This is a genomic window from Paracoccus tegillarcae, assembly GCF_002847305.1.
GTDB classification, from domain to species: domain Bacteria; phylum Pseudomonadota; class Alphaproteobacteria; order Rhodobacterales; family Rhodobacteraceae; genus Paracoccus; species Paracoccus tegillarcae.
Window position 1 is genome coordinate 1,403,725 of sequence record NZ_CP025408.1, and the last position, 25,433, is coordinate 1,429,157.

General features: G+C 61.0%; 19 protein-coding genes. 10 read left to right on the top strand and 9 right to left on the bottom strand.

Going from position 1 to position 25,433, the window contains the following annotated elements; translation table 11 throughout:
• Positions 1–57 precede the first annotated feature (57 nt).
• Positions 58–1,206, bottom strand: a complete 1,149-nt coding sequence (locus CUV01_RS06985) for a phosphoserine transaminase (RefSeq protein ID WP_101459838.1) — start codon at positions 1,204–1,206, stop codon at positions 58–60.
• 240 nt (positions 1,207–1,446) lie between these two features.
• Positions 1,447–4,878, bottom strand: a complete 3,432-nt coding sequence (locus CUV01_RS06990; protein WP_198731893.1) for an ExeM/NucH family extracellular endonuclease — start codon at positions 4,876–4,878, stop codon at positions 1,447–1,449.
• A 189-nt stretch (positions 4,879–5,067) separates the two neighbouring features.
• On the opposite strand from CUV01_RS06990, the gene serB reads away from it, so the two are divergent.
• Positions 5,068–5,943 carry a phosphoserine phosphatase SerB gene (gene serB / locus CUV01_RS06995; RefSeq protein ID WP_101459840.1) on the top strand — a complete coding sequence of 292 codons (876 nt, stop codon included), beginning with the start codon at positions 5,068–5,070 and terminating at the stop codon, positions 5,941–5,943.
• Here the strand turns inward: serB and CUV01_RS07000 are convergent.
• Complete coding sequence (locus CUV01_RS07000) at positions 5,933–6,946, bottom strand: NAD(P)H-dependent flavin oxidoreductase (RefSeq protein WP_101459841.1); 1,014 nt, start codon at positions 6,944–6,946, stop codon at positions 5,933–5,935. The two genes, serB and CUV01_RS07000, sit on opposite strands and share 11 nt — an antisense overlap.
• Before the next feature lie 54 nt (positions 6,947–7,000).
• A complete protein-coding gene (locus tag CUV01_RS07005; protein WP_338418342.1) occupies positions 7,001–7,864 on the bottom strand; it encodes an ABC transporter permease in 864 nt (287 codons plus the stop codon).
• Between the two features lie 334 nt (positions 7,865–8,198).
• Here CUV01_RS07005 and CUV01_RS07010 point away from each other — a divergent pair, with 334 nt between their 5' ends.
• The 4 genes from CUV01_RS07010 to CUV01_RS07025 all read left to right on the top strand — a co-directional run bounded on the left by CUV01_RS07010 (position 8,199) and on the right by CUV01_RS07025 (position 13,099).
• The gene (locus CUV01_RS07010) at positions 8,199–9,284 is read left to right on the top strand and encodes a KpsE/RkpR family capsule polysaccharide export protein (protein WP_232962569.1); all 1,086 of its coding nucleotides are present in this window, start codon (positions 8,199–8,201) and stop codon (positions 9,282–9,284) included.
• A 2-nt stretch (positions 9,285–9,286) separates the two neighbouring features.
• The gene (locus CUV01_RS07015; RefSeq protein ID WP_101459843.1) at positions 9,287–9,985 is read left to right on the top strand and encodes an ABC transporter ATP-binding protein; all 699 of its coding nucleotides are present in this window, start codon (positions 9,287–9,289) and stop codon (positions 9,983–9,985) included.
• A gap of 139 nt (positions 9,986–10,124) precedes the next feature.
• Complete coding sequence (locus CUV01_RS07020) at positions 10,125–12,440, top strand: cache domain-containing protein (protein WP_101459844.1); 2,316 nt, start codon at positions 10,125–10,127, stop codon at positions 12,438–12,440.
• Between the two features lie 14 nt (positions 12,441–12,454).
• Positions 12,455–13,099 carry a response regulator transcription factor gene (locus CUV01_RS07025; RefSeq protein ID WP_101461919.1) on the top strand — a complete coding sequence of 215 codons (645 nt, stop codon included), beginning with the start codon at positions 12,455–12,457 and terminating at the stop codon, positions 13,097–13,099.
• Positions 13,100–13,345: 246 nt separating this feature from the next.
• Here the strand turns inward: CUV01_RS07025 and CUV01_RS07030 are convergent, their stop codons facing one another.
• The 5 genes from CUV01_RS07030 to CUV01_RS07055 form a co-directional block, all read right to left on the bottom strand.
• Positions 13,346–14,557 (bottom strand): glycosyltransferase, encoded by a 1,212-nt coding sequence (locus tag CUV01_RS07030; RefSeq protein ID WP_101459845.1) that lies wholly within the window; start codon positions 14,555–14,557, stop codon positions 13,346–13,348.
• Positions 14,554–15,459: a glycosyltransferase family 2 protein gene (locus tag CUV01_RS07035; protein ID WP_101459846.1), complete on the bottom strand. Its 906-nt coding sequence runs from the start codon at positions 15,457–15,459 to the stop codon at positions 14,554–14,556. The genes CUV01_RS07030 and CUV01_RS07035 overlap by 4 nt, the downstream gene beginning before the upstream one ends.
• The gene (locus tag CUV01_RS07040; RefSeq protein WP_101459847.1) at positions 15,456–16,481 is read right to left on the bottom strand and encodes a glycosyltransferase family 2 protein; all 1,026 of its coding nucleotides are present in this window, start codon (positions 16,479–16,481) and stop codon (positions 15,456–15,458) included. The genes CUV01_RS07035 and CUV01_RS07040 overlap by 4 nt, the downstream gene beginning before the upstream one ends.
• Complete coding sequence (locus CUV01_RS07045) at positions 16,478–17,845, bottom strand: lipopolysaccharide biosynthesis protein (protein WP_157994802.1); 1,368 nt, start codon at positions 17,843–17,845, stop codon at positions 16,478–16,480. Before CUV01_RS07045 ends, CUV01_RS07040 begins: the two co-directional genes overlap by 4 nt.
• A 279-nt stretch (positions 17,846–18,124) precedes the next feature.
• A complete protein-coding gene (locus tag CUV01_RS07055) occupies positions 18,125–18,826 on the bottom strand; it encodes a sugar transferase (RefSeq protein WP_101459850.1) in 702 nt (233 codons plus the stop codon).
• 573 nt (positions 18,827–19,399) lie between these two features.
• Between CUV01_RS07055 and CUV01_RS07060 the strand changes: the two genes are divergently transcribed.
• The 5 genes from CUV01_RS07060 to CUV01_RS07080 are packed head-to-tail and all read left to right on the top strand — an operon-like array spanning position 19,400 to position 25,319.
• The gene (locus tag CUV01_RS07060) at positions 19,400–20,074 is read left to right on the top strand and encodes a PIG-L deacetylase family protein (RefSeq protein ID WP_101459851.1); all 675 of its coding nucleotides are present in this window, start codon (positions 19,400–19,402) and stop codon (positions 20,072–20,074) included.
• A 16-nt stretch (positions 20,075–20,090) separates the two neighbouring features.
• Positions 20,091–20,981, top strand: a complete 891-nt coding sequence (locus tag CUV01_RS07065) for a sulfotransferase family protein (RefSeq protein WP_101459852.1) — start codon at positions 20,091–20,093, stop codon at positions 20,979–20,981.
• Positions 20,969–22,270, top strand: a complete 1,302-nt coding sequence (locus CUV01_RS07070; protein ID WP_101459853.1) for an O-antigen ligase family protein — start codon at positions 20,969–20,971, stop codon at positions 22,268–22,270. The genes CUV01_RS07065 and CUV01_RS07070 overlap by 13 nt, the downstream gene beginning before the upstream one ends.
• Entirely contained in the window at positions 22,267–23,124 is an 858-nt protein-coding gene (locus CUV01_RS07075; protein ID WP_101459854.1) for a sulfotransferase family 2 domain-containing protein, read from the top strand. Before CUV01_RS07070 ends, CUV01_RS07075 begins: the two co-directional genes overlap by 4 nt.
• On the top strand, positions 23,121–25,319 hold the full coding sequence (locus CUV01_RS07080; protein WP_101459855.1) for a GumC family protein: 2,199 nt from the start codon (positions 23,121–23,123) through the stop codon (positions 25,317–25,319). The genes CUV01_RS07075 and CUV01_RS07080 overlap by 4 nt, the downstream gene beginning before the upstream one ends.
• Positions 25,320–25,433: the final 114 nt, after the last annotated feature.

Sequence of the window (25,433 nt, forward strand, 5' to 3'; positions counted from 1 at the left end):
GAAATATCATCGGAGGGTCCGGGGGCAGTCAGCGCCCCCGGCCATGGCGGATCGCAATCAGCCTTGCGCAGCCAGTTCGGCGCGGTAAGCGTATTCGATCCACGGCATCAGCGCCGCGACATCGGCGGTTTCCACCGTCGAGCCGCACCAGATCCGCAGACCCGCCGGGGCGTCGCGATAGGCGCCTGCATCCAGCGCCACGCCCTCTTTCTCCAGCCGCTTGGCGACGGCCTTGGCGAACGCCGCACCGTCCTTGATCGCGGGGTCGGTGAATTTCAGGCACACGCTGGTGGTAGAGGCGGTAGCCGGATCTTCGGCCAGATCGGCGATCCAGTCCTTGTCCGCAATAAAGTCGCGAACGGCCCCTGCATTGGCATCGGCACGCCCGACCAGCCCTTCAAGCCCGCCGACCTGATGTGCCCATTTCAGGGCAACCAGATAGTCCTCGACGGCCAGCATCGAGGGCGTGTTGATCGTCTCGCCCCGGAAAATGCCCTCATTCAGCTTGCCGCCTTTGGTCAGGCGGAAAATCTTGGGCAAGGGACGGTCGGGGGTAAAGCTTTCCAGCCGCTCGACGGCGCGCGGGCTGAGGATCAGCATCCCATGCGCGGCCTCACCGCCCAGCACTTTCTGCCAGCTGAAGGTGACCACATCCAACTTGTCCCAGGGCAACGCCATCGCAAACGCCGCGGAGGTCGCATCGCAAATGGTCAGCCCCTCGCGATCCGCCGGGATGCCATCGCCATTGGGCACCCGCACGCCGCTGGTCGTGCCGTTCCAGGTAAAGACGACGTCGCTGTTGAAATCGACATCCGCAAAATCGACGATCTTGCCATAGTCAGCCTTGCGCACGGTAGCGTCCAGTTTCAACTGCTTGACGGCATCCGTCACCCAGCCTTCGCCAAAGCTTTCCCAGGCCAGCATCTCGACGGGGCGCGCGCCCAGCATCGACCACATGGCCATTTCGACCGCGCCGGTATCGGATGCGGGAACGATGCCGATGCGGTAATCCGCAGGCACGCCCAGAACCTCGCGTGTCAGATCAATCGCCTCGGCCAGTTTCGCCTTGCCGACAGCGGCACGGTGCGAACGACCAAGCGGAGCATCCGCCAGCAGGTCCAGATTGTAATTGGGGATCTTGGCACAGGGGCCAGAGGAAAAGCGCGGATTAACCGGGCGCGCAGCCGGGATCATTGGATCAGTCATATACTCAGCCTTCCAGCCAAAAGCCCTTCGTTGGGGAAGGGTGTCCCGCTGCCGGACATACGCCCAGCCCGGGGAAACCGCAATAGGCAATCCGGCCAAGCCTCTGACGCTGCTGCCATCTGCAGATCTTTGGCAGCGACGGCCCGCGCGTCCGATGCGTCACCAATCCGCCCAACGCAGCAGCCGGCCTCAAAAACGCCCGCGCAGCACCATGAAGGCTGCGCGGGCTTGCATGCGCGGTCAGGCCAGCAGCGGATCTTCCAGCGTCAGACCGACGATCAGCGGATCATGATCCGAGGCCGCGAAAGGTCCCGGCGTATAGAAACCCGGGTCATTAAAGGCAGAGTTATAGCCCAGCAGGTCGGGCTCATCCGCATTCACATGCCACTCTGTCGCGCCAGTGACATTGTCGGCCAGCCCGTCCGACGCCAGCCCCTGATCCAGCGTCCCGCGCTGACCGTCGAACACGTAGCTATAGGCCTGATCCTGTCCGATAAACTCGTCGATCAGATCAACCAGCCCCTGATCGCGCAGCAGTTGGACCGGGTCTTCCTGCGCATAGGCGTTCATATCGCCCAGCAGGATATAGTCGGTGACCCCGCCGCCGTTATAGCTTGTCTCGAGCCAATCGGCCAATTCACCTGCGGCATCCGTGCGCACGCCATTCCAATAGGCCTGCCCGTCGCCCTGATCAAAATTGGGGTCGGCCAGCAGCGCGTCGATATCAGCTTGCGAAAAGCCCGCAACTGCCTCGCCATTCGCATCCAGATAGGTCTGCGCCGCATCGGCCAGCGACGCCAGCCCGCTATCGCCCTTGGATTTGAAATGTGACGAGACAACGGTGAACTGGTTGCCATCCGCATCCTCGAACGTCGCAGCGACAGAAGGGCGGTTGCGCTGGTAATCCTCAAGATAAGTCCCCTGCGGCAGCGCATCATCCAACACCTTGGCAAGCTGATAGGTGGCGTCGGCAGATGCCTCTTCGAAGACAAGGTATTCGGTATGCACCAGGGTCACTTGGCTGCTGTCATAGATGATGCCGGTCATGATCGCGTCATCGCCGACAAAGCCGCCGGCGCCGGTCGGATCGACATAGACATAGACCGCGCCGGACCCGGTTTCCGTGGCCTCGGCATTCAGCGCATCGACCAGCGTATCAATCGCCGAGCCATCGCCAAAGCCGCCATTCTCGATCTCTTGCAGGGCAAAGACCTCGGCCTCGGTTCCGGTCATCACCGACACCAGTTTTTCGGTTTGCCGCGCCAGATCGGCCTCTGACGTGGCGCCGCGCGGATCAAGTGAACCATCCGGCCCTGTGCCGCCCGACAGCGTGGTGAAATAGTTCAGCACATTGATCGAGGCGACCTGCAGATCGCCGCCGACAGCATCGGGGGTTTCCTGGCGCGCGCCGCTATTGGTGGTCTCGTCAATCGGCAATTGCTCGGTCGGGATCAGAGCGAAATCGCCGAACTGATAGGTGATCACGCCTTCGATCGGCCCATTGAACTGCGCACCAAGCCGCAGCGTCGCGCCGTCATTGCCAAAGCTGTCCCCGGCGTCGATGTAACCATTGCCGTTATCGCCCGCCGAATTATTGGCAAGGAATTCGAAACTGTCGGGATTTTGCGCACTGACACCATCCTCGATGATCAGCCGGTTATTGGCGTTTTCCTGCGCCAACTGCGCGACCTGATCGGCCTCTGTCTGCGCGTCAAACAATTGGGTGGGCTGATATTGTGAACCGGCGCTGATGACGATTTCGCCGAAACGATCGAGGTTGAAATTCTCGATCACGGTCAGCGGATTACTGGTGCCGCCGACGACCGAAACCCGCATTCCTTCGACAGATTCAAAGTTGAAACCTTCGGGCGACAATTCGACCACGGCGGCGGTCGGCAGTTCGTTGTCGGACGAGATCGTCACGATTTCCGAGACATCGGTCAGTTCGGTCAGGCCATTGAACTCGGTAACGGTGCCATCCAGTTGCACCAGATCGCCAAGCGCGACCGCCGTGCCGCCGCCGGTATAGACAAAGATCCCCTCGGATGTCAGCGCGTCGCCATCGGCATCGGCGTCCTCTTCCTGGATGTAAAAGCCATTGGCGGCGATATGGACGACCACAGCCGTCACCTCGACCCGCTGTCCGATCATGGTCGACGCGTCGGTCGAGCCCTGAATGACCGAGATCAGTGCCGGCGTCGCCTCTTCATCACCGCCGCCGCCATCGCCACCACCGGAATTGGCGGCGCCTTTCGTCTCGGTCGCAGGGGCGGACCAGTCGCCATTTTCGTCGCGTTGCAGCGACAGGCCTATCTCGGTGTCCGGCGCCTCGGACACACCGATATCGCTGGATGTCAGGCCATCGGCAGTACCGCCATCTGCCGTCATCTCGCCTTCATAACTGAGGAATTCGACGACCTCGCCGCTATTGATCAGCGCCAACCCGTCGGGCGCGCCGTTCTGCAACCCGTTCGCCGGCAGATCCCAGACATAGTAGTCGTAGGTCCCGTCGCTGGCCATGGTCGCATCTGCAATCAACAAGCTGCTGTAAACACCGCCACCATTGCCGTTATAAAGCTCGATACTGAGACCCGAGGCATCGCCCCCTGCGGTGACCCGCACCTCGATGAACTCGCCCGTATCCGCGCCGGCATTGTCATAGTGGAATTCGTTGATCCGCGCCTCGAAGGCGGGGGTTTCCTCGACATCCGTGACCGTCACGGCGATATCGGCACTGTCGCTGCCGCCCTGATCATCCGCAACGCTGACGGTCACGTCATAGATATTGTCACCACCCGCATCGGTCGGATTTTCATAATCGGGCGCCGAGACAAAGCTAAGCGCACCTGTGTCCGCGTCGATCTGAAACAATGCGGCATCGGCACCGCCACTGATCGCATAGGTCAGCGCTGCGCTGTCAATGTCGGTCGCCGAAATCTGGGCCACGATCCCGGTTTCATTCTCGGCCATCTCGACCGCGGGGGTTACGCTCAGAACCGGTGCATCATTGGCGCCGCTGATGGTCACCGTGACGGTTGCCGTATCGGTTCCACCCCGGCCATCATCGACCCTATAGGTAAAGCTGTCTGTCGCGGTTTCACCTTCGGCCATATAATCAAAGCGCGTGCCCGGATCGTAAAGAATCTGATCGCCCTGCAACGTCACCTGGGCACCCGATGCCGCATCGGACACGGCTGCAATTGTCAGCGTGTCGCCATCGAATTCGCGGTCATTGGCCAGCAGACCCGCTGTGGACAGGCTGGCAACGCCATCCTCGCCTGCCGAAATCGCATCATCGCCCGCCATTGCGGCGTTGTTCCGACCGTCCAGATGCAGCGTGTAGTCGTCGCCTGCGAAATACAGCGCCTCGATACTGCCCAGCCAGTCGGTGCCCTCATCACCCCTCAAGGCGCTGACCCGAACCAGATTGCCGAACGAGGGGGTCACCGTGTAATCGGCAACACCGCCCAGATAAACCGCTGTGTCACGGCCGCCGCCGCCAAGAAGTGTGTCGTCACCGCCGCCACCCATCAGCCTGTCATTGCCGCCGAGGCCCAGCATCAGATCGCGCCCATCGCTGCCTTTCAGCAGTTTTGCGCCCCAATTTCCCAGCACAAATGAGGGCAGACCAAACGCCCCTTTGAAACCGATTCCCTTAAACGCTGATTTCATCGCCATGATCTGTTCGCTCCCCATCTGGCAAAACATCGGTCCATAAGACGCCGATTACACGACAAAGTTGTAACTAAATCTACAGCACCCGCAAAATCGTGCGCAAACGCGCCGGTCCGCCCTGCTCTGGCGCTGCGACCGCGAGTCGCTTAAAGGCTGGCCTGTCCGTTCAGACTGAAAGCTTCGCCCATGTTCACCCTCTCGCTGATCGCCGCGCCCCAAAACGCCAACCTTGAAAGCACGCTGATCGACAGCCTGCGCAAGGATTGGGGCGGAACCGCTGTTCGATGGCTGAACCCCGGGATTGCCGCTGAATTTCAGCTGGCCGAGCGTCCTGAAGGGTTGCAACAGCTATGGGCCGATCTGCAGTCCATCCAGATCGATATGGCCATCCAACCCACCGCAGGGCGGCGTAAAAAGGTGCTGCTGGCGGATATGGATTCGACCATGATCGATCAGGAATGCATCGACGAACTGGCCGCCGAGGCAGGCGTTGGCGAACGCGTCGCCACTATTACCGCGCGTGCCATGAACGGCGAGCTGAACTTTCACGAGGCCCTGATCGAGCGCGTCGGCCTGTTGGCCGGACTGCCCGAATCGGTGATCGGCAAGGTTCTGGCCGAGCGCATCACATTGGCGGCGGGCGGGCAGGAATTGGTCGCGACCATGCGCAACCATGGCGCCTATGCCGCGCTGGTTTCGGGCGGCTTTATCAGCTTTACGCATCCGATTGCCGCGCGATTGGGCTTTGATGAGAATCGCGCCAACACGCTGTTATCCGAGGGCGGCGTGTTGACCGGCCATGTATCGCTGCCGGTGCTGGGCCGCGAGGCCAAGGTCGAGGCGCTGAACGAGATCGTTGCCGCGCGAAACCTGACGCCCGCTGATGTGATCGCGGTGGGCGATGGCGCCAATGATCTGGGCATGTTGCAACTGGCCGGTTCGGGCGTGGCGCTGCACGCCAAACCCGTGGTGGCCGAGCAGGCCGGTATCATCGTCAATCACGGCGATCTGACCGCGCTGCTTTACCTGCAAGGCTATGCAGCCGAGGAATTCAGCCGCTGATGGCGGCAAGCGTCTGCGCCGCCGGACGCGCCACCGCATGCGCGGCACCGGTGCCGGCCCATTGCGCGGCATAGCTGTGATCACCCCGCGCCATTGCAGCAGCGCTGAGCGCCTTGGCGGCGTCATAGGCCATCGGATAAGCCGCCGCCCTCGCCTCATCCAGTTGCATCAGGCGATTGATCAAGCCGCGCGCCGGCCTGCCTGAAATGGCACGCGTCATCTGCGTCTTTGTGCTGGTCAGCCGCGCCCGGTGATCGGGGCTGGTGGCCGCCTCGGGCGCCAGCAAGAAGGCGGTGCCGCATTGCACTGCGGATGCGCCCGCCTGCATGGCAGCGCGGCGATCACCCGCCGTCATGATACCACCCGCTGCGATCAGAGGCAGGCCCACCTCGCGCAATTTCTCCAGCAAGGTCAGTGTTTCCATTTGCTCGTCGCGCGCCGGATCAACGGGATCGAACACGCCGCGATGCCCGCCGGCCTGCCAACCCTGCGCCACGATCCCATCCAGCCCGGCCTGCGCGATCCGCTGCGCGTCCTGGACGTTGGTCGCTGTCGCCAGCAGGATTGCCCCGGTCTCTTTCAATGCCTGCAACTGGTCCGCGCGGGGCAACCCAAAGTGAAAGCTGATCACTGGCGGTCGCCGCTCGATCAGCAGCGACAACAAGTCGTCATGAACACGAAAGCTGGGATACATCTCGTGCAATTCCGCCGGTGGCTTGGCCGAAAAGCGGTCGAATTCCGGGCCCAACAGCTGCAGCCACTCTGCTTCATGCTCAAAATCACGGCGGGCCGGTTCATGGCAAAACAGATTCACACCGAACGGACGGTCCGTCAAAGCGTGCGTCTTGTCCAACACCGCGCTCGCATCCGCCACCGAAAACGTGCCGAGCGCCACGAAACCCAACCCACCCGCATTCGCAATCGCGGCGGTCAGTTCAGCGGTCGAGACACCTGCCATCGGCGCTTGAATGACCGGCGCTTCAATGCCCAGTTTGGTAAACATCACAACACCTCATCTGCAGCCAGAACGCCGGCACCGACGACCCGCGTCAGCACCTCATGCTTCCATCAGCTGCTTGAAGTGCCGCGAGAGCAGCAGCAGGCCGAAGAAGAGTGTGATCCCACCAACCAATGTCACGAAAAGCGGGCTGATATATTCACCGTCATAGGTGGGGTACAGCCCGCGCCGCATCAGACCGACAATATGGACAAGGGGATTGTACCAAAGGATATCACGCGCGACGGCGGGCAATGTCTCAAAGGTAAAGAACACAGCCGAAATAATGAACAACGGCCGCGTCGCGATCGCCCAGATCTGCTCATAAATGGGAAATGACGTCATCATATAGCAATTCAACGTGCCAATCCCCGAGGCCAGCAGCATCGCAAGGCTAATGGACATGGCGAGACTGCCCAGATCAGCCCAGATCGGCAGACCAAAAATGACCATAATGCCGAACAAAACGACGGCCATGACGACGACGTTCGTCAGTGCGTTCAGCAGAAGCCGGGCGACCAGCGCATCCATGAACGTGACGCAGGGATATGCCATGAACGGCCGCGAGAAACGCACCGACTGCCCCACCTTGTTGATGGTTTGCAGCGTCATCGCAAAGGGCAGGTAGCCGCTGGCGTAAAACAGTGCAAAATTGGTCCCCAGGCCCGGCGATCGCAGCGCCAGCGAAAAGATGACCGAAAGCAGGGCAATACCCAACACCGGCTCGATAATCGCCCAGAAATATCCGCCTGCCGATCTGCCATAGGTCGTCGCGATCTCGCGCAGCATCAACGCCATGACCGTGCGCGTCATCTGAAAGCGGGGGCGCTTGCGCACCGCGTGAAGTCGTGCGGCGGGCTGGTCGATCGGTGGCGAGCTGTCAATCATGTGAACTGAGACTCTGGTATTGATGTTGATGCGCATGTAACAAGCCCGCAGCACGAGAAACAACCGAAAGCATCGTGACGTGAGCCAATCCCCTTCTACCGATGCGCAAAAATCGGCTCAGCCCGTCAAGGATAACACCGCGCCGTTCAGCCGGCCGGATATTCAGGCGCCACAAAAGCCGGCCGCTCCGGCGGGGCCACCGTCGCAAGGTCAGCCTGGGGCAGCAGGTGGCGCTGCGGGCAAGAAGCCGGCGCCGGCCAATCAGGCCAAGGCACAGCCACAGGCACAAGCACAAGCACAAGCACAGAAACCGAAACACACACCACTCCCTCCGGTCCCGTCGGCCAGTTTCGAGACGCGGCACCTTGTATTGGCGTTGACGTTTTTGCTGCTGATCGTTGTCCCGACTGCCGTTTCCGCCTGGTATCTCTGGACCCGCGCCGAGGATCGCTATGTCTCGACCGTCGGCTTTTCGGTCCGCAAAGAGGATTCTGCGCCCACGCTGGACGTGCTGGGCGGCCTGACCCAGATTACCGGCAGCGCGTCGGCATCTGATACCGATATTCTTTACGATTTCTTGCGCAGCGAAGACATTGTTGCCCGCATCGATGCGGCCGTCGACCTGCGTACCCTGTTCTCGAGGGAATGGCCGAACGATCCGTTTTTTGCCTTCGACCCTTCGGGTACCATCGAGGATCTGACGGCGCACTGGGATCGTCATGTCAAGGTTCTGTATGACACCTCGACCCAGTTGATCACGCTTCGCGTGTCAGCCTACACGCCCGAAGATGCCTTGGCCATCGCTCAGGCAACGTTCGAGGAAAGCAGCCGCACGATCAACCGATTGTCCGACATTGCCCGCGACGATGCCACCCGTTTTGCCCGCGAAGAACTGACCCGTGCACAAGAGCGTCTGACCGAAACGCGCCAGGCACTGACAGCATTCCGGATGAGAACGCAGATCGTCGATCCGTCTGCCGACCTGGCTGGCCAGATGGGCATCCTGAATACACTGCAGGCAAGTCTGGCCGAAGCGCTGATCGAAGTTGACATGCTACGCGACAATGCAACCGACAGCGACCAGCGCGTGATACAGGCAGAAAAGCGGATCGAGGCCATCCGCGCGCGCATCGCGGAAGAACGCGGTAAATTCGGTGCCGGCAGCGAGGGACCAGCAGGTGAAAGCTATGCCCAGCTTGTTGCGGAATATGAAAAACTGGCCTCTGACCTGGAATTTGACCAGATCGCCTTTCAGTCAGCGCAGGCCGCATATGATTCAGCCATAGCCGAAGCTCGGCGGCAGTCCAGATATCTGGCAGCGCATATCGAACCCAAACTGGCCGAGGCCTCGCTGGTGCCAAACCGCCCGTTCTGGTTGATCAGCATCCTTGGCGCATTGCTGCTGGGTTGGTCGGTGCTGTTGCTGATCTATTATAGTGTTCGCGACCGGCGCTGATCATGATCGTTCTGCAAAACCTGACCAAGATCTATCGTCGGGTCGGCAAGAAGACGGTGGTGGCCGACAACATCTCTGCCGCGTTTCCCACGGGCGAATCCGTCGCGCTGCTGGGCCGCAACGGCGCTGGAAAATCCAGTCTGCTGCGGATGATTGCGGGAACCATGCTGCCCACCTCTGGCAAGGTCATGAGCGATGGCACGGTTTCGTGGCCGGTTGGCTTCGCTGGCAGTTTTCACGGTGAGCTGACAGGCGCGCAAAATGTGCGCTTTGTCGCACGGATCTACGGTGTCGATACGGATGCGCTGGTCGATTATGTCGATGACTTCGCTGAGTTGGGTGTGAACTACCACAAGCCCTTTTCGACCTATTCATCCGGCATGAGGGCACGCCTTGCGATGGGCACCAGCATGGGCATCGACTTTGACACCTATCTGGTTGACGAAGTCAGTAGCGTAGGTGACGCGTCCTTTCGCGAAAAATCCAAGGCCGTGTTTGCTGATCGAATGACCAATTCCAGCTCGGTCGTGGTCAGCCACTCGATGCCGTTTATCCGCGGGTTGTGCACAATGGGTGCCGTGCTGGAAAACGGGCATCTGGAAACGTTCCCCGATCTCGAGGACGCCATTGCCTATCATGAGACGCTGATGGGCGTCCCGCTGAGCCGACCCATGCGAAAGGCGGCCGCAGCTCGGCCCTGAACGACGACCCTCATTGCGGCACAGTGGCCGCAAAATGGGCATTTTGACGCAGCGATAACGTCGACATGTACGGACAGTCACCTTGCCCCGCCGCCAAAAGACACGCAAAGTTGCGGCCCAACGGGGGAACGCGTCGCGAATGAGAAATTCACTTGCAGCATTGCTGGCGCTTGGACTGGCCGGGCTGCAATTCGTTGCGGTCCTGCTAGTGGTGCTGTCATCCTATCTGACATCAGAGCAAGCACTGTTGAACCATGCGCGCGCGCTCCTGACCGATGTCGGCGTCAACGCGACCGAGCACACCAAGGGCTTTCTCGATCCCGCACGAGGCGCTGCCGAATTGGCCGCACGGCTAGCCCAGCACCGCGTCGTGGCCAGCGACGATCCAGTGTTGCTAGAGCAGTTCCTGTTCCAGCAATTGCGGGTCACGCCCAATTTCTCGGGTCTGTATTACGGCGATGAGAACGGCAATTTCGTCTACATCATGAGGACAGACGGGCCCGGCCCGTTTCGGACCAAGATCATACAGACGACCCCTGAACGATCGGTCAAGATGATGTGGCGGAACGAAGATTTCAGCATCGTGGACAGCACAACCGACCCCGAAGACATGTTCGACCCACGCAACCGGCCATGGTATCAGCGCGCCTTTGAAAAGATGGGCACGATCTGGACCGAACCCTATATCTTCTTTTCCTCCAAAGCGCCGGGGATCACTCTGGCCTCGCCGGTCTTCAGCAATGAAGGGACGGTACGCGGCGTCGTCGGTGTCGATATCGAGATCAGCAGCATATCGGAATTCCTGTCCAGGCTGCGCATTGGGCTGTCGGGCAAGGCGCTGATGATCAACCAGAACGGGGATGTCATCGCGCATCCCAATCTTGCACTGATCAGAACCGAAAACAGCGATGGCTCGCTGCGCTTTACGCAGATTAACGAATTGGAAGACCCGATCGCGCGGGCCGCCTTTGGCACGACCGGCGCGGCGATGACCGACACGCCGAGCACACGTGCCACGTTCACGGATTTTGAATTCGAGGGCTCGTCATATGTGGGCGGGGTGATGCCGGTCATCAGCGAGGAGCTGCCCTGGACGATTGCAGTTTACGCCCCCGAGAACGATTTTATCGGTGAGATAAAGAAAAACCGGGCGGATAATATCTGGATCGCAGCATTGGTCGCTGTCATTACCGGGTTGATCGGACTGGCGCTGGCGAATTTCATCCACCGTCCCGTGCGCGCCTTTGCCGTGCGTTCGGCGCTGATTGCACAGGGTGAAATCGACCCGTCAGAGCCGCAGCCCAAGACCTATTCTGAACTGGCCGAGGCCAATCAGACGCTGATGCGCCAGATCGTCGAGCGCAAGAAAACCGAACGGGAATACGGCCTGACCTTCGACCGGTCGTCGCGCGGAATGGCGCAGATGGCCCCGGATACAAGCCGTTTTCTCAGGGTCAACGATCGCTTTTCCGAGATGACGGGCTACAGCTCAAAAGAGCTGTCGCAGATGGTCTACACCGATCTGATCCCGCCCGGCGCTACCGGTCTTTTCCGGCCGCACAAACCCATGCAGGACGAAAGTTTCGCAACCCACCGCGAGGCCCGGCTGGTCCGCAAGGACGGCACGCTGATCAATGTCACCGTGAACGCCATCCTGATACGCGATCATAGCGGTCTGCCGCTGCATGCGGTGGTCGCGTTCGACGACATCACCGAGACCAAGATCAAGGAAGGACAGATTGACCAGCTCAGCCGGGATCTGTCGCGGCTGGCCAGGGGTGAAACCATGGGCGAGCTGGCCGCCGGGCTGGCACATGAGGTCAACCAACCGCTGGCCGCCATCGCGCAGAACGCCGATACGGCGCTGCTGCTTCTGGACAAGGAAGGCGAGCAGCCGAAAGAGTTGCGTGAAACGCTGGTCGAGATCGAGAAACAATCCCTGCGCGCTGGCGACATCATCCGGGCATTGCGCAGCTTTATTCGCAAGGAAGAGGTCACAGCAGAGCCCTTCGACATTGCGCAACTGCTGGACCAGACCCTGATCCTCGTGCAGCCAGAGGCAGCCGAGGCCGGCGTCACGATCAGAACAGAGATGCCGCCCTTGCCACCCATTCCCGCCAACCGCGTCCAGATCGCGCAAGTGCTGGTGAACCTGATCCGCAATGGCATCGAGGCAATGGTCAAGTCCGATCCTGCCAATCGCCGACTGACGGTCAGCGCGGTACAGGTCGGGCGGACGGCCCGCATCTCCGTCTCGGATACCGGGCCTGGCGTCGATTCCTCGATCAGCCTCTTTTCGAAGTTCGAAACCACCAAGGCCACTGGCATGGGACTGGGTCTGTCGATCTGTCGATCCCTCGTCGAAGCCAATGGTGGCAGGCTTTGGCTGGACGACGACCACTCCGAAGGAGCAAGGTTCTGTTTTACTCTGCCAATTCAGGCAGAGCCGAAATGAGCGGAAACACTGATATGCCCAAGAGCGACACCCCCCCCGTCGTTTTCATTGTTGATGACGACCCCGATATCCGGTCGTCCCTTTCGCGCGCGCTGCGCTTGCGCGGCCATACCGTCGAAAGCTTTGAAAACGCGGATGCATTTCTTGAACGTTATGACAGCAGCATGTTCGGCTGCCTCATCCTTGATCAAGGCCTGCCGGGTATGACCGGGCTAGAGTTGCAAAGACATATGAATAACCAGGGCATCCCTTTGCCAATCATCTTTATCACCGGCCATGGCGGCGTACCGGAATCGGTTCAGGCGATAAAGGGCGGCGCAATCGATTTTCTGGAAAAGCCGTTTCGTCAAACCGAATTGATTGAACGCATCAATGCCGCGCTGGAGGCCGCAAAGACTCAAAGGAAATCTGAAAGCCGCAAAAAGGATGCGCGTGCCCGCTTTGAACGACTGACACCGCGCGAACGCGAAATTGTCGATCATATGCTGCGCAATCCGTCCGAAGCATCGAGCAAGGGAATTGCGCGGGCCCTGGACATCAGCCCCCGCACGGTTGACCACCATCGCGCGCGCATACTGGAAAAGCTGCTGGTCAATTCGGTCGCGGAATTGATCGACCTGGCCTTGCGGCTGGACGAGGCACCAACAACTGACGTCTGAGACTAAGATTGTCCTATAAAAAAGTGCCGCCGAAACAGCATGGTGGCCCTGTTTCGGCTGGCATCCAGGCAAATACTCGTTTCTTATTATTATTAAAAAATCACTCGTTACGAACGGGGGGCGGAAGCGCGGGCCTTGGATTTGCAGGCGTCCGTTTCGCGTTCGGCGTAATCTGAATATCACGAAATAAAAGTTAGTTATGATGAGCAGCTTGGTAAATACGCGGCTTTACCTAGGTAAAGTTGCCTAGCCGGCAGAAAGACGCGGAAATGCAGCGGATGAGCGCTGCAGATCCAACGCGGGGGCCAGAAAGGGACGCACGTCTTGTGCAACCTGCACAAAATCGGATTCTGGGCGCGCCAGCAACCTGTTGCGATCCTGTGCCAGTTGCCGGGGCGTCAGGCCCTGCAGCAATGCGGCCAGTTCGTCCGGCTGCGGCGCATCAATGACATAGCCCAGATTGTCCCGTGCGATCCGGCGCCCCGTTTCCGTGGTCCTCAGCGCGACCGAGGGGCAGCCGCACCAGCTGGCCTCGTAGATGCGGTTGGGCAGCAGCCAATCGCTATTCGTGCCCCGCTGCCACATGTCTTGCGCCCAGACCAGATCGCAACCGGCATAGGCCTGCGCCAGTCCGGTCGGATAGTCATATGGCCCCATCCATTCAACATTTTCCCTCTGCGCGAGTTCATCGTGAAAGTCGCTCAGCGCATGTTCGTGCAGCGCACCAGCGATCCGCACGCGCACGCGGTCGCCCATCAGGTCAGCGGTTTCCATCAGCAGCCGGACCGAGGCCTGACAGCGGATCGAGCCGACCAGCCCGATGGTCAGTGGCCGGCCCTCAGAGCGTGCTTCAGCAGTGGGGCGCGGCGGTCGCGCGGCGTCGTCCAGTCCCAGCCACAGCTTGTTCTCGACCAGGGCGGTTGGGCCGTCATATCCCTGCAGCGGCTGAAAATATTCGCGTACAAAGCCCGGAGATGAGACGACCAGCAACGAAGCCCGCGCCAGCACCCGCCGCTCGGCCGCCCGCATGACGCGACCGACCCTGCCGGGGCGTGTCATCAGATCGTGGATGTCCAGACACTCATAGACCAGAGGCGCCGGGCGCCGGCCCGCGCGCAGACCCGCCAGGCGCCGTGCCGTCAACGCGATCAGCGCCAGATCCAGATTACGGGCAATGATGACTTGCGCCTCGGACAGCGCCCGCCAGCCTGACATCGCCCGTTGCACAGCGCGCGCCGATCCAAGCGCGCGGCCCTTGATATCGTTGTGACGCACGAGCCCCAGATCGATATTGCGCCATTCCGGCTGGAAATCGGGGCTGCCCTCGCGACGCTGGCAGAACGAGGTCACCTCGCAGCCAAGCGCAATCAACGAACGGATCCGCCGGATCTGCGCAGCCTCTGCGAGATCAAAGCCGAAAACGGCGACCTTCAGGCCAGGAGGGACAGCACCGGTCATACCGGGTCGCGACCGTAAAGTTGTGCCTGCGGCTTATCCAACAGACCTGCGACCACGCCGCGATGCAACTGGCCGCGCAAATACCAGAAATTACGCTGCGTTTCATCACTGCCCGACAGGTGCTCACGCAGCCGGCAGTAGGCCGCCTTGGCCCGCGCCGTCACCATCAGACGGGCGCGCGCGACCGCCGTTTGCGCGTTGATGATATGGGTCTGCCCCATGCGATAGCGCCGCTCGCCCAACCAATCCAGCGTCTGCCGCCCGGTGGGAACCGGCTCGGTCACCACGGCCAGCGGCGCGGCCGAGAAACGGGCGCCCATGCCGTGAAGGCGCAAAAAGAACTCGGTATCCTCGCCCCCGGTCGTGCCGCGCGCCAGATCATAGCGCTGGCCCTGCCAAGGCGCGCCATGCCAGCGCAGCGCGACATTGCCGCTGTTGCCGGTCCGGATATGACGGCCCAGATGTTCGGGGTGAGAGGAATGGAAATCCAGCACCTTGACCCACTCGGGCGCCTCTTGCGGGTAAACCGCAAGAACCTTGCCGAAACTGCCGTCATGGCCGCTGGTCGCCTTCATCAGTTCGACCAGCCATTCGCGACTGACCGTTTCATCGTCGTCCAGACTGGCGATCCAGTCGGCACCACGCGCGCTGGCGGCATCCAGGCAGGCGTTGCGCGCCAGTGAAATGTTGCGCGCCGGCGCATGGATGTAGAGACAGGGAAAGGGCAGCGACGCCGCAGCCTGTTCAACGACCGCACGGGCGCTGTCGGTATCGTCATTATCGGCGATGACCAGTCGCAGCTCGCTGTTTGCGGGCCGGTCGATCTTTCCGATGGCTGTGATCGCTTCGCCGACCTCGGGGCGGCGAAAGGTGCACATGAGGATGTCGATCTTGGTCGTCATCGGCCTGATCCCTTGATTATTCCGGTCAGAAAGCCCGCCCCCCAAGGCAGGTGCATGGCTGCAAGCGCCGGTCCCGCCAACAAGCCGCACGGGCTGCGATGGCGCAGTGTCATCCAGACCGAGGCCGCACCCAGAACCGCCAGATAGAGCAGCGGCCAGATCGCAGCCAACCAACCCGCACCGGCCAGTGCAAGCACCGCGCTGGCAAGCAAAAGGACCAGGTTCAGCGCGGGTGCCATCTGGCGCAGGCGTGGGCGCATCCGGTGCCTGGTCACTGTTCGCGCGCGGCCCTTGCCATAATTCCAGTATTGCCGGGCAAGGCCGCGAAGATCGGGGCGCATCCGGTAATCCAGCCGCAGATCGCGCGCCAGCCAGATCCGCCCGCCAGCCGCACGGATACGCTGATCAAGCTCGGCATCCTCGTTATGGCTGAAGCTGGCATCATAGCCGCCGACGCGCCGGAACCAGCCCATATCCATCGCCGCGTGGTGCCCGTGATCGACCTCGCCCGAGGCCTTGCCGCCCCGATGCGCCGATCCGCCGCTGCCCAGCGGGGTATCGACGATCCACGCGGCCGCACGGCCAAAGCAGGTCGTCCCAGTGGAATCCATCGGCACGACAACCGATGCCACGTCCATTTGCACAAGACGATCAGCCGCCCGCATCGCATAGCCCGGCGGATAGATCGCGTGCGCATCGGCACGGATCAGCACTCTGTGATGCGGCTGAGCGTGCGCCTGGACCGCCAGATTGAGACCAGCAGATTGCAGCCGTTGCGGGTTTTGGATCAATCGCAGCCGGGGAAACTCACGCGTCAGTCTGGCAACAATCTGATCTGTGCCGTCGCTGCTGCCACCATCCGCCACGATAACCTCGCAGTCCGTCAAGCGCGGATCGCCCGCGAAAAGCGAGCGCAGGCATGCCTCGATCCCGCGCGCCTCGTTCAACGCAGGCACGACGATCAGCACCTCTGCGCCGGAAACTACGCTGTCAGAGGCGATATCGGATTGATGGACGGTCATGCCGGCGCCCCGCTGTTGGTCGATGCCGCGCGCAGGTGGCGCAGGCTGAGTAATGTGGTGTCGACGCCTAGTCTGCTGCGGCACAGCCAGGCCATGATCGCCAGGTTGACCAGATGGCCGATCACCGCACCGACCGCAGCGCCGGTCAGGTCACCCATCACGCCACCCAGCGTCACCGCCAGAATCGTTGCGGTGGCACCGATGACATTGCCGGTGAAATCCAGCCGGCCCTGCCCACGTGACGACAGCACGATCGATGCCGGCCCGAACAGGATCGAACCCGCTGGCAAGAGCAGCAGAACCATCATCGCTGGCCATGCAGCAAGATAGTCGGCGCCGAACCAGCCCAGAATCCAATGTCCCAGCCCCAACAGCAGCCCTCCGCCCAAGGACAGGCCAGCCAGCTTGATCGCGCTCGACACGGCCAACAGCCGGTCACGGCGCGCACCATCGTCGCCGGCCATCGCATGGGCAATGCGCGGACTGAAGGCGACATCGACGGCGACAACGCCGAAATTGACGATATTGATGATCGAGAACGCGATCGCAAACAGACTAAGTTGTGCAGGTAGCAGGACAATTGCCGAAGCCGCGATCAGCAGGGCCTTGCGATACTCGCTCATCATCAGGCCGGGCGACAGCCACAGACCCAGCGAAAGCCAGTTGCGCCAACCCTCGGTGTTCGCCGGCTGATCCTTGAAACGGCCGAGGTCATTGCGCAGCAGATAGTGCTGCACGGTAACGGTCAGCGCCTCCGACAGGGCATAAAGCGCGGCGACGTGCCATGGTTGCAGGCGCCAATCAGCCAGCCAGACGATACCCAGCCCGACTGTCATCACGATCGGACCCATCAGCAGACGGGGCAACAGCCCCTTTCGCATCACCCCAAGCGCGGTCGCGTGTCGGGATGTCATCCGTGCCAGCGCGACCATGATCGCGCCCAAGGCAACGAACAGGATCACGCGGACCGACAGTTCCGGTGCGGCGAACAGCCCGTGCCAGAGCAGCGCCAACATTGCCAAAAACGGCACTGAAAACAGCATGATGCGGCGGTTAAAGCGGATAAATCCAGCCGCCTGATCCAACCGGCCCTCGCGCATCGCTGGCACCAGCGTTCGAACCGCCCCGGATTCAACATTCAACGTCAGCAGGATCGAAAACAACTGCGCCATTGCAATGGCCTGAAAGGCGATGCCGGACAGGCTGGGCTGCACCAGACGCACCAGCAGCATCGTCCAGACCAAAGCCAGCACATTCGCGCCGACCCGCGCGACGATCAGCAACAGCGAATCGACCAGCCCGGCGAGATATTCACGCCGGGGCTTGTCGATTCGCGTCACCGTTTGGGGCGTGGTCTGGGTCACGTTTCGCATTCAAGTTCCAAAGAGGTACGGGCCGCTGCGTACCTGGTAAAAGTCTTTCGAGATGAGGCTGGTAAAATGGCTTTTTCCATGCTGCTATGTCGCGATGCCGCTTGGATTATTGTTCATCTCGCTTCTGTGTGGGGCGCTCGGGGCCCTGGTCGCGCGGGTCGGCTTTGGCCTGTCATGGCCAATGTCGACGGTTGTCCTGATCCTGTTGGCGAATCTGATCGTTGGTGTCGGCCTGTTTTGGCTGGGCCGACACCGCAGAAAATAGCCAGATTACCGACCGGTCGCACCCAGCACCACGCCAATCGTTTGCGCCAGGATCGCCAAATCGCCGACCAACCCGAAATTGCGCGCGTAAGTCTGATCCAGCTGCACACGCTCATCGTAGGTTACATCGTTGCGACCGCTGACTTGCCATTTGCCGGTCAGTCCGGGGCGCATGGCAAGATAGCTTTGACAGGCCTCACCGTATTTCGACAACTCTGAGGCAGTCACTGGACGCGGGCCGACCAGGCTCATCTCGCCCCGCAAGACGTTCAACAGTTGCGGCAATTCATCCATGCTGCTTCGACGCAGAACATTGCCGAGCCCGGTTACCCGAGGATCGTCAGTCAGCTTTTGGGTCTCGCGCCATTCCTGACGGGCCTCCACATCCGAGGCCAGCAGCTTTTCCAGCCGTTTGTCGGCATCTGCCGCCATGGTCCGGAACTTGAGGCAGCCGAACTCTTCCCCGAACTGGCCAATGCGCGTGTGGGTAAACAATGCGCCGCCCGCTTGCGTGAGTTGCAATAGCGAGATGACCAGAATGATCGGTGAGAACACCACAAGCAGAATGATGGCGCCCGTGATGTCGAGATAGCGCTTGCCGCGCTTTGCGTAAAAACCGCCGCCTTGCTCGACTGCTGGTGGAGTAGCCGAATCCTGCGACGGACGAGAGGGGGATTTTTGCGAAGAATCCAGAACGTTATAAATCATGTCTGTAGCTCAATAAAATTGTGTCGTGGGCTTTCTTTAACGCAGATGAAGTCAACGTGTGAGGGTACCTCGTTTCGAACAGTCGGGGCGAGATATAGTTCATTCGGACTAGCTAGGCCCTACGACATCTCGGCGGTTTTCTGCTTTCACCCTAAATTGCACCACCGCCGGAAATGGCAGCGCTGACGGGGGTGCAACCAAGGGTAAATGCCCTTGGGTCGCGGCAGAATAAATAGCTTAATAAATGTGTATTTTGTTCAGTCGCTTATGGTCCAGAAAGTCGCATTTTTCTGACAGACGCTATGGTTCCCTATTTTTCCAATCAGTCATAAACGTGCGCGGCTTTTCGCCGAGCACATTGCCGTGACATGACCTGAACAACCCCTGTTCTATCAATCTTAAATATAGTGTTGCAACTAACCATTCGGTTTAGTTCGAAAAAACCCGGATATTTAGACGTTCAACTTGCGTTCATCCAGGAATTCAGTTGCAAGCGCGGGACGTAAACCGCCGCCTGACACGACTTGACGACTCACCCGTAGGGCGAATGGAAAACGTACCGGTTCTATTAATATGCTGATTAAACAAAGTTCGATTGAAACCCGCACCGCTCTGACAGTGCTCGCCCATCCCGATGACGCCGAGCTGGCTTGCTTTGGTCTGTTGGCCAAGCTGCGCAAGAATGGCTGGCGGGTTGTCATATGTATTGTAACGCGCGGCGAGAACGGTGCCGACCCCACGCAATGGGATCGCTTGAACGAGGCGCGGGTCGCGGCGGCCCTGATCGACGCCGAGATCGTGGTGGGCGATTTCATAGATGGCTTTGTGCCGCGCACGCGCGAGTTGATTTCATGGACAGAGGCGATGTTGGTCGACCACCGTCCGGATCTGATCGTGTCTCATCATGTCGGTGAAAGCCGGACCGCGCATCAGGATCATGTTGCCGTCGAGGCGGCTGTTCAAATCGCCGTGCGGCGGACCGATTGGCTGCCGACATTGCTGCTGGCAGAGGATACAGACCATGATCCCGCCTTTCGGCCGAACTGGTTCGTCGACATCACCGACGAGTTTGAAACCAAGCTGGCCGCAATCGAAATGCACAGCTCGCAAAGTCAGAAATACTATATGCGATCCGATTACCAAAAACTGCGCAGCAACCGATGGGCCCTGAACTTCACGGCGCAATCCCATGAGGTCGCGCTGAGCAAATATTACGAAGCCTATTTTCTTGTGCAGCAAGTCAATTGATCAGCGGACGAGTGCAATGACAACGATCACAGCGCCGGATCCAGACGGCATGACCACGACGGACAGCAGGGCCAACGCCCGGCCGATGGTCGATTTCGTCGTGATCGGCGCAATGCGGGCCGGCACCACGACCCTGCACAACACCCTGTCACGCCACCCTCAGATCAGCATGTCGCGCGACAAGGAGACCGACTTTTTCATTGCCGAAAAGAACCTGTCGCGCGGCGCTGACTGGTATCGCGGGCAATTCGACCCTCAGCGCCCCCTTTGGGGAGAGGCCAGTCCGAACTACACCAAGGCGCGTGATTTCGCGGGGGTGCCCGAACGCGTGGCGCAAAGGGCGCCTGACGCGCGGCTTATCTATGTCGTGCGCGACCCGGTTGCGCGCGCGGCATCTCAGTTCGAGCACAGCTGGACCATGGGCCTGCTGCGGACCCTGCCCGAGGATCTGATCGGCAGCCACGAATATCACAGCCTGATCGACATCAGCAGCTATGCCAAACAGCTGGACCTGTGGCACGCGCATTTCCCGAATGATCAGATCCTGGTCGTCGATTTCGACGCATTGCTGGCGGAACCCGACGTTCAGGTGAATCGCATCCTGGCCCATGTCGGCGCCGAATCGATGCAACTGGACAAGCTTGCCAGCCAAAACTCTGGCCGGCAATTGTCCAAGGTGCCGCTGCCCTTGCTGCGGCTGGCACAGGGTCCGATGCGCCCCTTGCTGACGACGGTGCTGGGGCCTCGTATGCGTGACCGGCTGCGCAGGCTGGCAGCCATCGGCCCGCGACGTGTCACCCCAAGCCTGCCAGAGCCGGTCTTGCAGCACATGCGAGACGATCTGGCCCAAGATACCGCGCGTTTCAGAGAGATGACGGGACTGGAGCTGGCACATTGGTCAGTCTGACCGCATATGATCAAGCTGCCGCGCCGCGTCGCGTGGCCCTGGCCCGTGGCGGCCAGCGTGCTGTCTGGCGGCTATACGATACCGGTCTGGCACTGATGGTGCTGATCGCCGCTGGCGATCTGCCCAACCGCTGGGGACTGACCTCGGAACTGTGGATGCTGATCTATGGTGCGGCGCTGCTGCGGATCTTGTCGGTCTGGCCGGCCTATTTCCGGCTGCTGGCGCGCAATTGGACCTATTTGCTGTATCCTGCCGTATGCCTGCTATCGGTGGCCTGGTCGGTGGTGCCAAAAGTGTCGCTGGTCGGCGGCATCCAGATCAGCATGTCGGTTCTGATCGCCTGCTATCTTGGCTGGCGCTTTGATCCGCGACGCCTGATGATCCTCGCCTTTTCGACCCTGTTCTTCGGCAGTGTCCTGTCGATGCTGAATTACCTCAGCGGCGGGGCCATCTCACAGCCGCTTTACAGCGATGTAGGCGGGTTGCTGGGTATCTACACCAACAAGAACATGCTGGGCCATTATGGTGCCATGGCAACGGTGCTGGCACTGACCTTCGTTCTGACGCCGCGCGGACAGATCCCGTCGATCTTGCGCGCCGCCGCGCTGGTCGCGCTGGTGCTTTGCCCGATTGCGGTGCTGCTGTCGAAATCAATGACGGCGATCTTGCTGTTGCCGATCTATCTGGCACTGACGCTGCTACTGAACCGGCGCAGACTGGCGGGCTGGCTGCGCCATGGCGCGATTGCGGCACTGGTGCTGGCCGTGGCGCTGGCGCCTGTGCTGATGACACTGGTGGGCTTTGATCCGATGGCCGAACTGTTCGCCCGCACCGGCAAGGACGCCACTCTGACCGGACGAACCGAGCTGTGGTCGATTGCGGCGGGCGAGATCTCCAAGGCGCCGCTGACCGGCTATGGTTTTCAGGCCTTCTGGACTGCCGAACGCTTTGAAAGCGTGCGCTTCCTGGTGCTACGCGCCGGCGCCACCGCACCGACCTTTCATAACTTCATCGCCGATACCGGCATCGGCACTGGCCTGCTGGGCATCGCGGCAATCTGTACACTGGTCTTGACCAGTCTGCGCCGGGTTCTGCGCGTCTGGAGGCTGGATGGCTCGCCCTTGGCGATCGGCTGCCTGATCACCGTCTTGATGCCAGTCAACGTTGCACTGGTCGAACCATATCTGTACCGCCAGCACGAATTTATGATGGCCTGGCTGATCATGATCGGCGTCAGCCTTGGCCGGGCCCGAACCTCACCTGTTTTCATGGATAAATTTTTACGATGAGAGAGCTTCCCCCATTTGAACGCTTCAAGCAGCGCTCGCGCCTTTATGCCGGGCGCTCGCTGCGCACCATGTCCGGCCAAAGCCTGCGCCACCCCTGTGTTTTCCTGCATGTTCCGAAATGCGGGGGCACGTCGGTTTCCGAGGCGCTGTATGCAACCGTTCCACTGCATCGCAAGATCGGCATCCTGGACAGCCCCTCGATCCGTCGCGCATTGGCCATTCAGAACAGCGGGCAGGATGATCAATCCTATCACGACGAAGGCCCACATGCAGCCGATGTCACCCGCTTTCGCGAATCCATGGTGCTGATGCACATGGCCCATCAAGCAACCCTGATCCATGGTCATTTCCTGTGGTCGGAAACCGCGTGGCAGCATTTCGGTGACCGCTATCGCTATGTCACGATTTTGCGTGATCCGGTTGCGCGGACGATCTCGAACTATCGCATGGACAAGCGCAGCGGCAACTTTACCGGCGACTTCGACGCCTTTCTGGTCAGTCCAGAGGGGCGCCGAAAGGCATTGCACAAACTGCGTTACTTCAGCGGCATGGCGACCGTGACACCCGAACAAGAGGCCGAGGCACTGACCCTTGCCCGGCGCAATCTTGGCCGCATGTCCCTTATCGGCTTTCTGGACGACCTGCCGGGATTTGCACGCGATTTTGCGTCGATCTTTGGCGTCCGGCCACGGATACCGCATTACAACAAGGCCGAGGACAAGGGCGTGGATCTGACCGATGATCAGATGAAGCGGCTAAGGGCGCTTTGCGCGCCGGATATCGAGTTGTTTGAACTTGCACAAAAGATCGCACCCGGGCGGACGGCCGGCGCTGCGTCGGAGAACGCGGCATGACCAATCACGACACGCAATGGCGCCCCCTAAGCGCGCAAGAGGGCGAGCACGTCCCCGAAGTCGATCTGGCCAGCACCATCCGCGCGCTGCGCGCAGGCCTGGGGCGACAATGGCGGCTGATTGCGGGGCTGACGCTGATCCTGCTGGCGCTGGCGCTGGTCTATATCGCGCTGGCGACGCCGAAATACACTGCCCGGGCAGAGCTGATCGTGGACCCCCGTATCTCGAACTCTCTCTCCGGCCCCGAGGCCCCGACGCTGCTGCTGTCAGACGCGCTTGTGGTGGACAGCGAACTCAAGGTCCTCTCCTCACGCGAGGTGACAATGCAGGCCGCCGACAGCCTGGGCCTGTTCGACGCCGCACCCGAAACCGAAGAGCCGGGCGTGTTCGGCGACGTTCTGCCCCGGCTGCGCGATCTGCTGGGCGTCGAGTCCGAGGCCCTGCCGCCCGAAGTCGCAGCCAATACCGAGTCGACCCGCCGCGAGGTCATTCGTCGTGACCTGATGCGCGGCTTTGACGTCAATCGCGATGGCGGGACCTATGTGATCGACATCGCCTATACCTCGGACGATCCGATTTTTGCGATGAACGCGGTCAACACTCTGATCGACGCCTATTTCCGCGTGTCATCAGATGCATCGCTGTCAGACACCCGCCGCATCAGCACCTGGCTGGACCAGCGCGTCGGCGTTCTGGCCGCCGAGGTGCAGACGGCGGATCTGGCGGTGGCGAATTACCGTCGCGAGAACGATCTGTTCACCATGCGCGACGATATCCTGCCCTCCGAGGCTGAACTGTCGGACGCGACAGACCGGCTGATCCGCCTGCGCTCTGACCTGATCGAAACGCAGACCATGCAAGACAAGATGGAGGGCATCGTCGCCTCGGAAACCGTTGCCGCACTGATGGACGGCACGCTTGGCGGCGACGTGGCCAGCCCGGCCCTGCGCGATGTTCAGACCCGCTTTGCCGGTCTGATTTCCGAAGAGCGCGATCTGATTGGACGTTTCGGCGCCAACAGCGATGTCGTCGCGCGCAATCGCGCAGAACAGGATCAGCTGCGCCAGTTGATGCTGGAAGAGGCCGGTCAGATCGCCCTGCGTCTTGGATCGCAACAAGAGGCGACCCGCCGCGAAATCACCGCGACCGAAGCGCAGGTCGAAGAACTAAGGGCACGCACCAATATAGACGCCGAGAAATCCATTCGCCTGCGCGAACTGGAACGTGACGCCGACGCCAAGCGCGAGCTTTACGGCTCTATGCTGCAAGAGAGGATCTCGGCAACGCAGCGCGAGACCTTTCAGCGCGCGCCCGCCCGCGTGATCGCCCGCGCGGTGCCGCCCGACCAGATTTCATCGCCCAATGCAAAACGCCTGCTGATCCTGACCGTGTTTGCGGGCGTGATGCTGGGGGGCGCGCTTGGTTTTCTGCGTGAGGTGATGGACAGCAAGCTGCGTCGCGTCAGCGACCTGCGCGAAGGCTTGGGTTTGCGTTGGCTGGGCCTGCTGCCGCGTCTGCCGGGTGGCGAAAGTCGGCTACGGCGCCCGACGCTGCTGGTGACACCGCCCACCCGGGGCGAGGCCTCGGCCACCTTGCGCGGGCTGATCTCGGAATTGCAGCAGCGCAAGGCCGATGGCGGCACCGCGCTGATCACCGGGATCGGTGCGGTCAGTCCCGGCGCGGGCCGCGCGGCACTGGCCGGTTGGCTATCGCGCGCCATCGCGGACTCGGGCAGCCGCGTCGCCGTGCTGGATCTGGACGCACAACGCGCCGGTCTGTCACGGCAGCTGCCGGGTCGTGTGCTGCTGGGCGATCCGTTCCTGCCCGGCACCGTCGATGCGGATCTGGATCGCATTCGCGACGCATGGCAAGAGGGCGACCCGCTGATCCTGTCGCTGCCAGCAGAGGCCGATATCCTGACCCGCGCCCAGCAACGGGCATTGGGTGATTATATCACCGCGCTGCGGCCCGACCTGGATCACCTGCTGCTGATCCTGCCCCCGCTTGTCGATCGAGCCGAGGCCGACACCGCCGCCGCCCTGGCAGACACCGCCATACTTGCGCTGCGTTGGGGCGAAACCGGCATCTCACACGCGTCCGAAGCACTGGCCGCCAGCGGGACATTGCGGCACAAATTGCTGGGGGCGGTTTTCACGACAGATAAGCCAAAGGCCTTTTCCAGGTACAACCGCTAGGATATAGGCGGCGCAACCACGCCTATATCCTCATTCAACCGATCTTTCCGGTTTTGAACGGGACGCGCGGGTTGACAGTACCACGTCGTTCGATAAGCACCGACACATGATTTC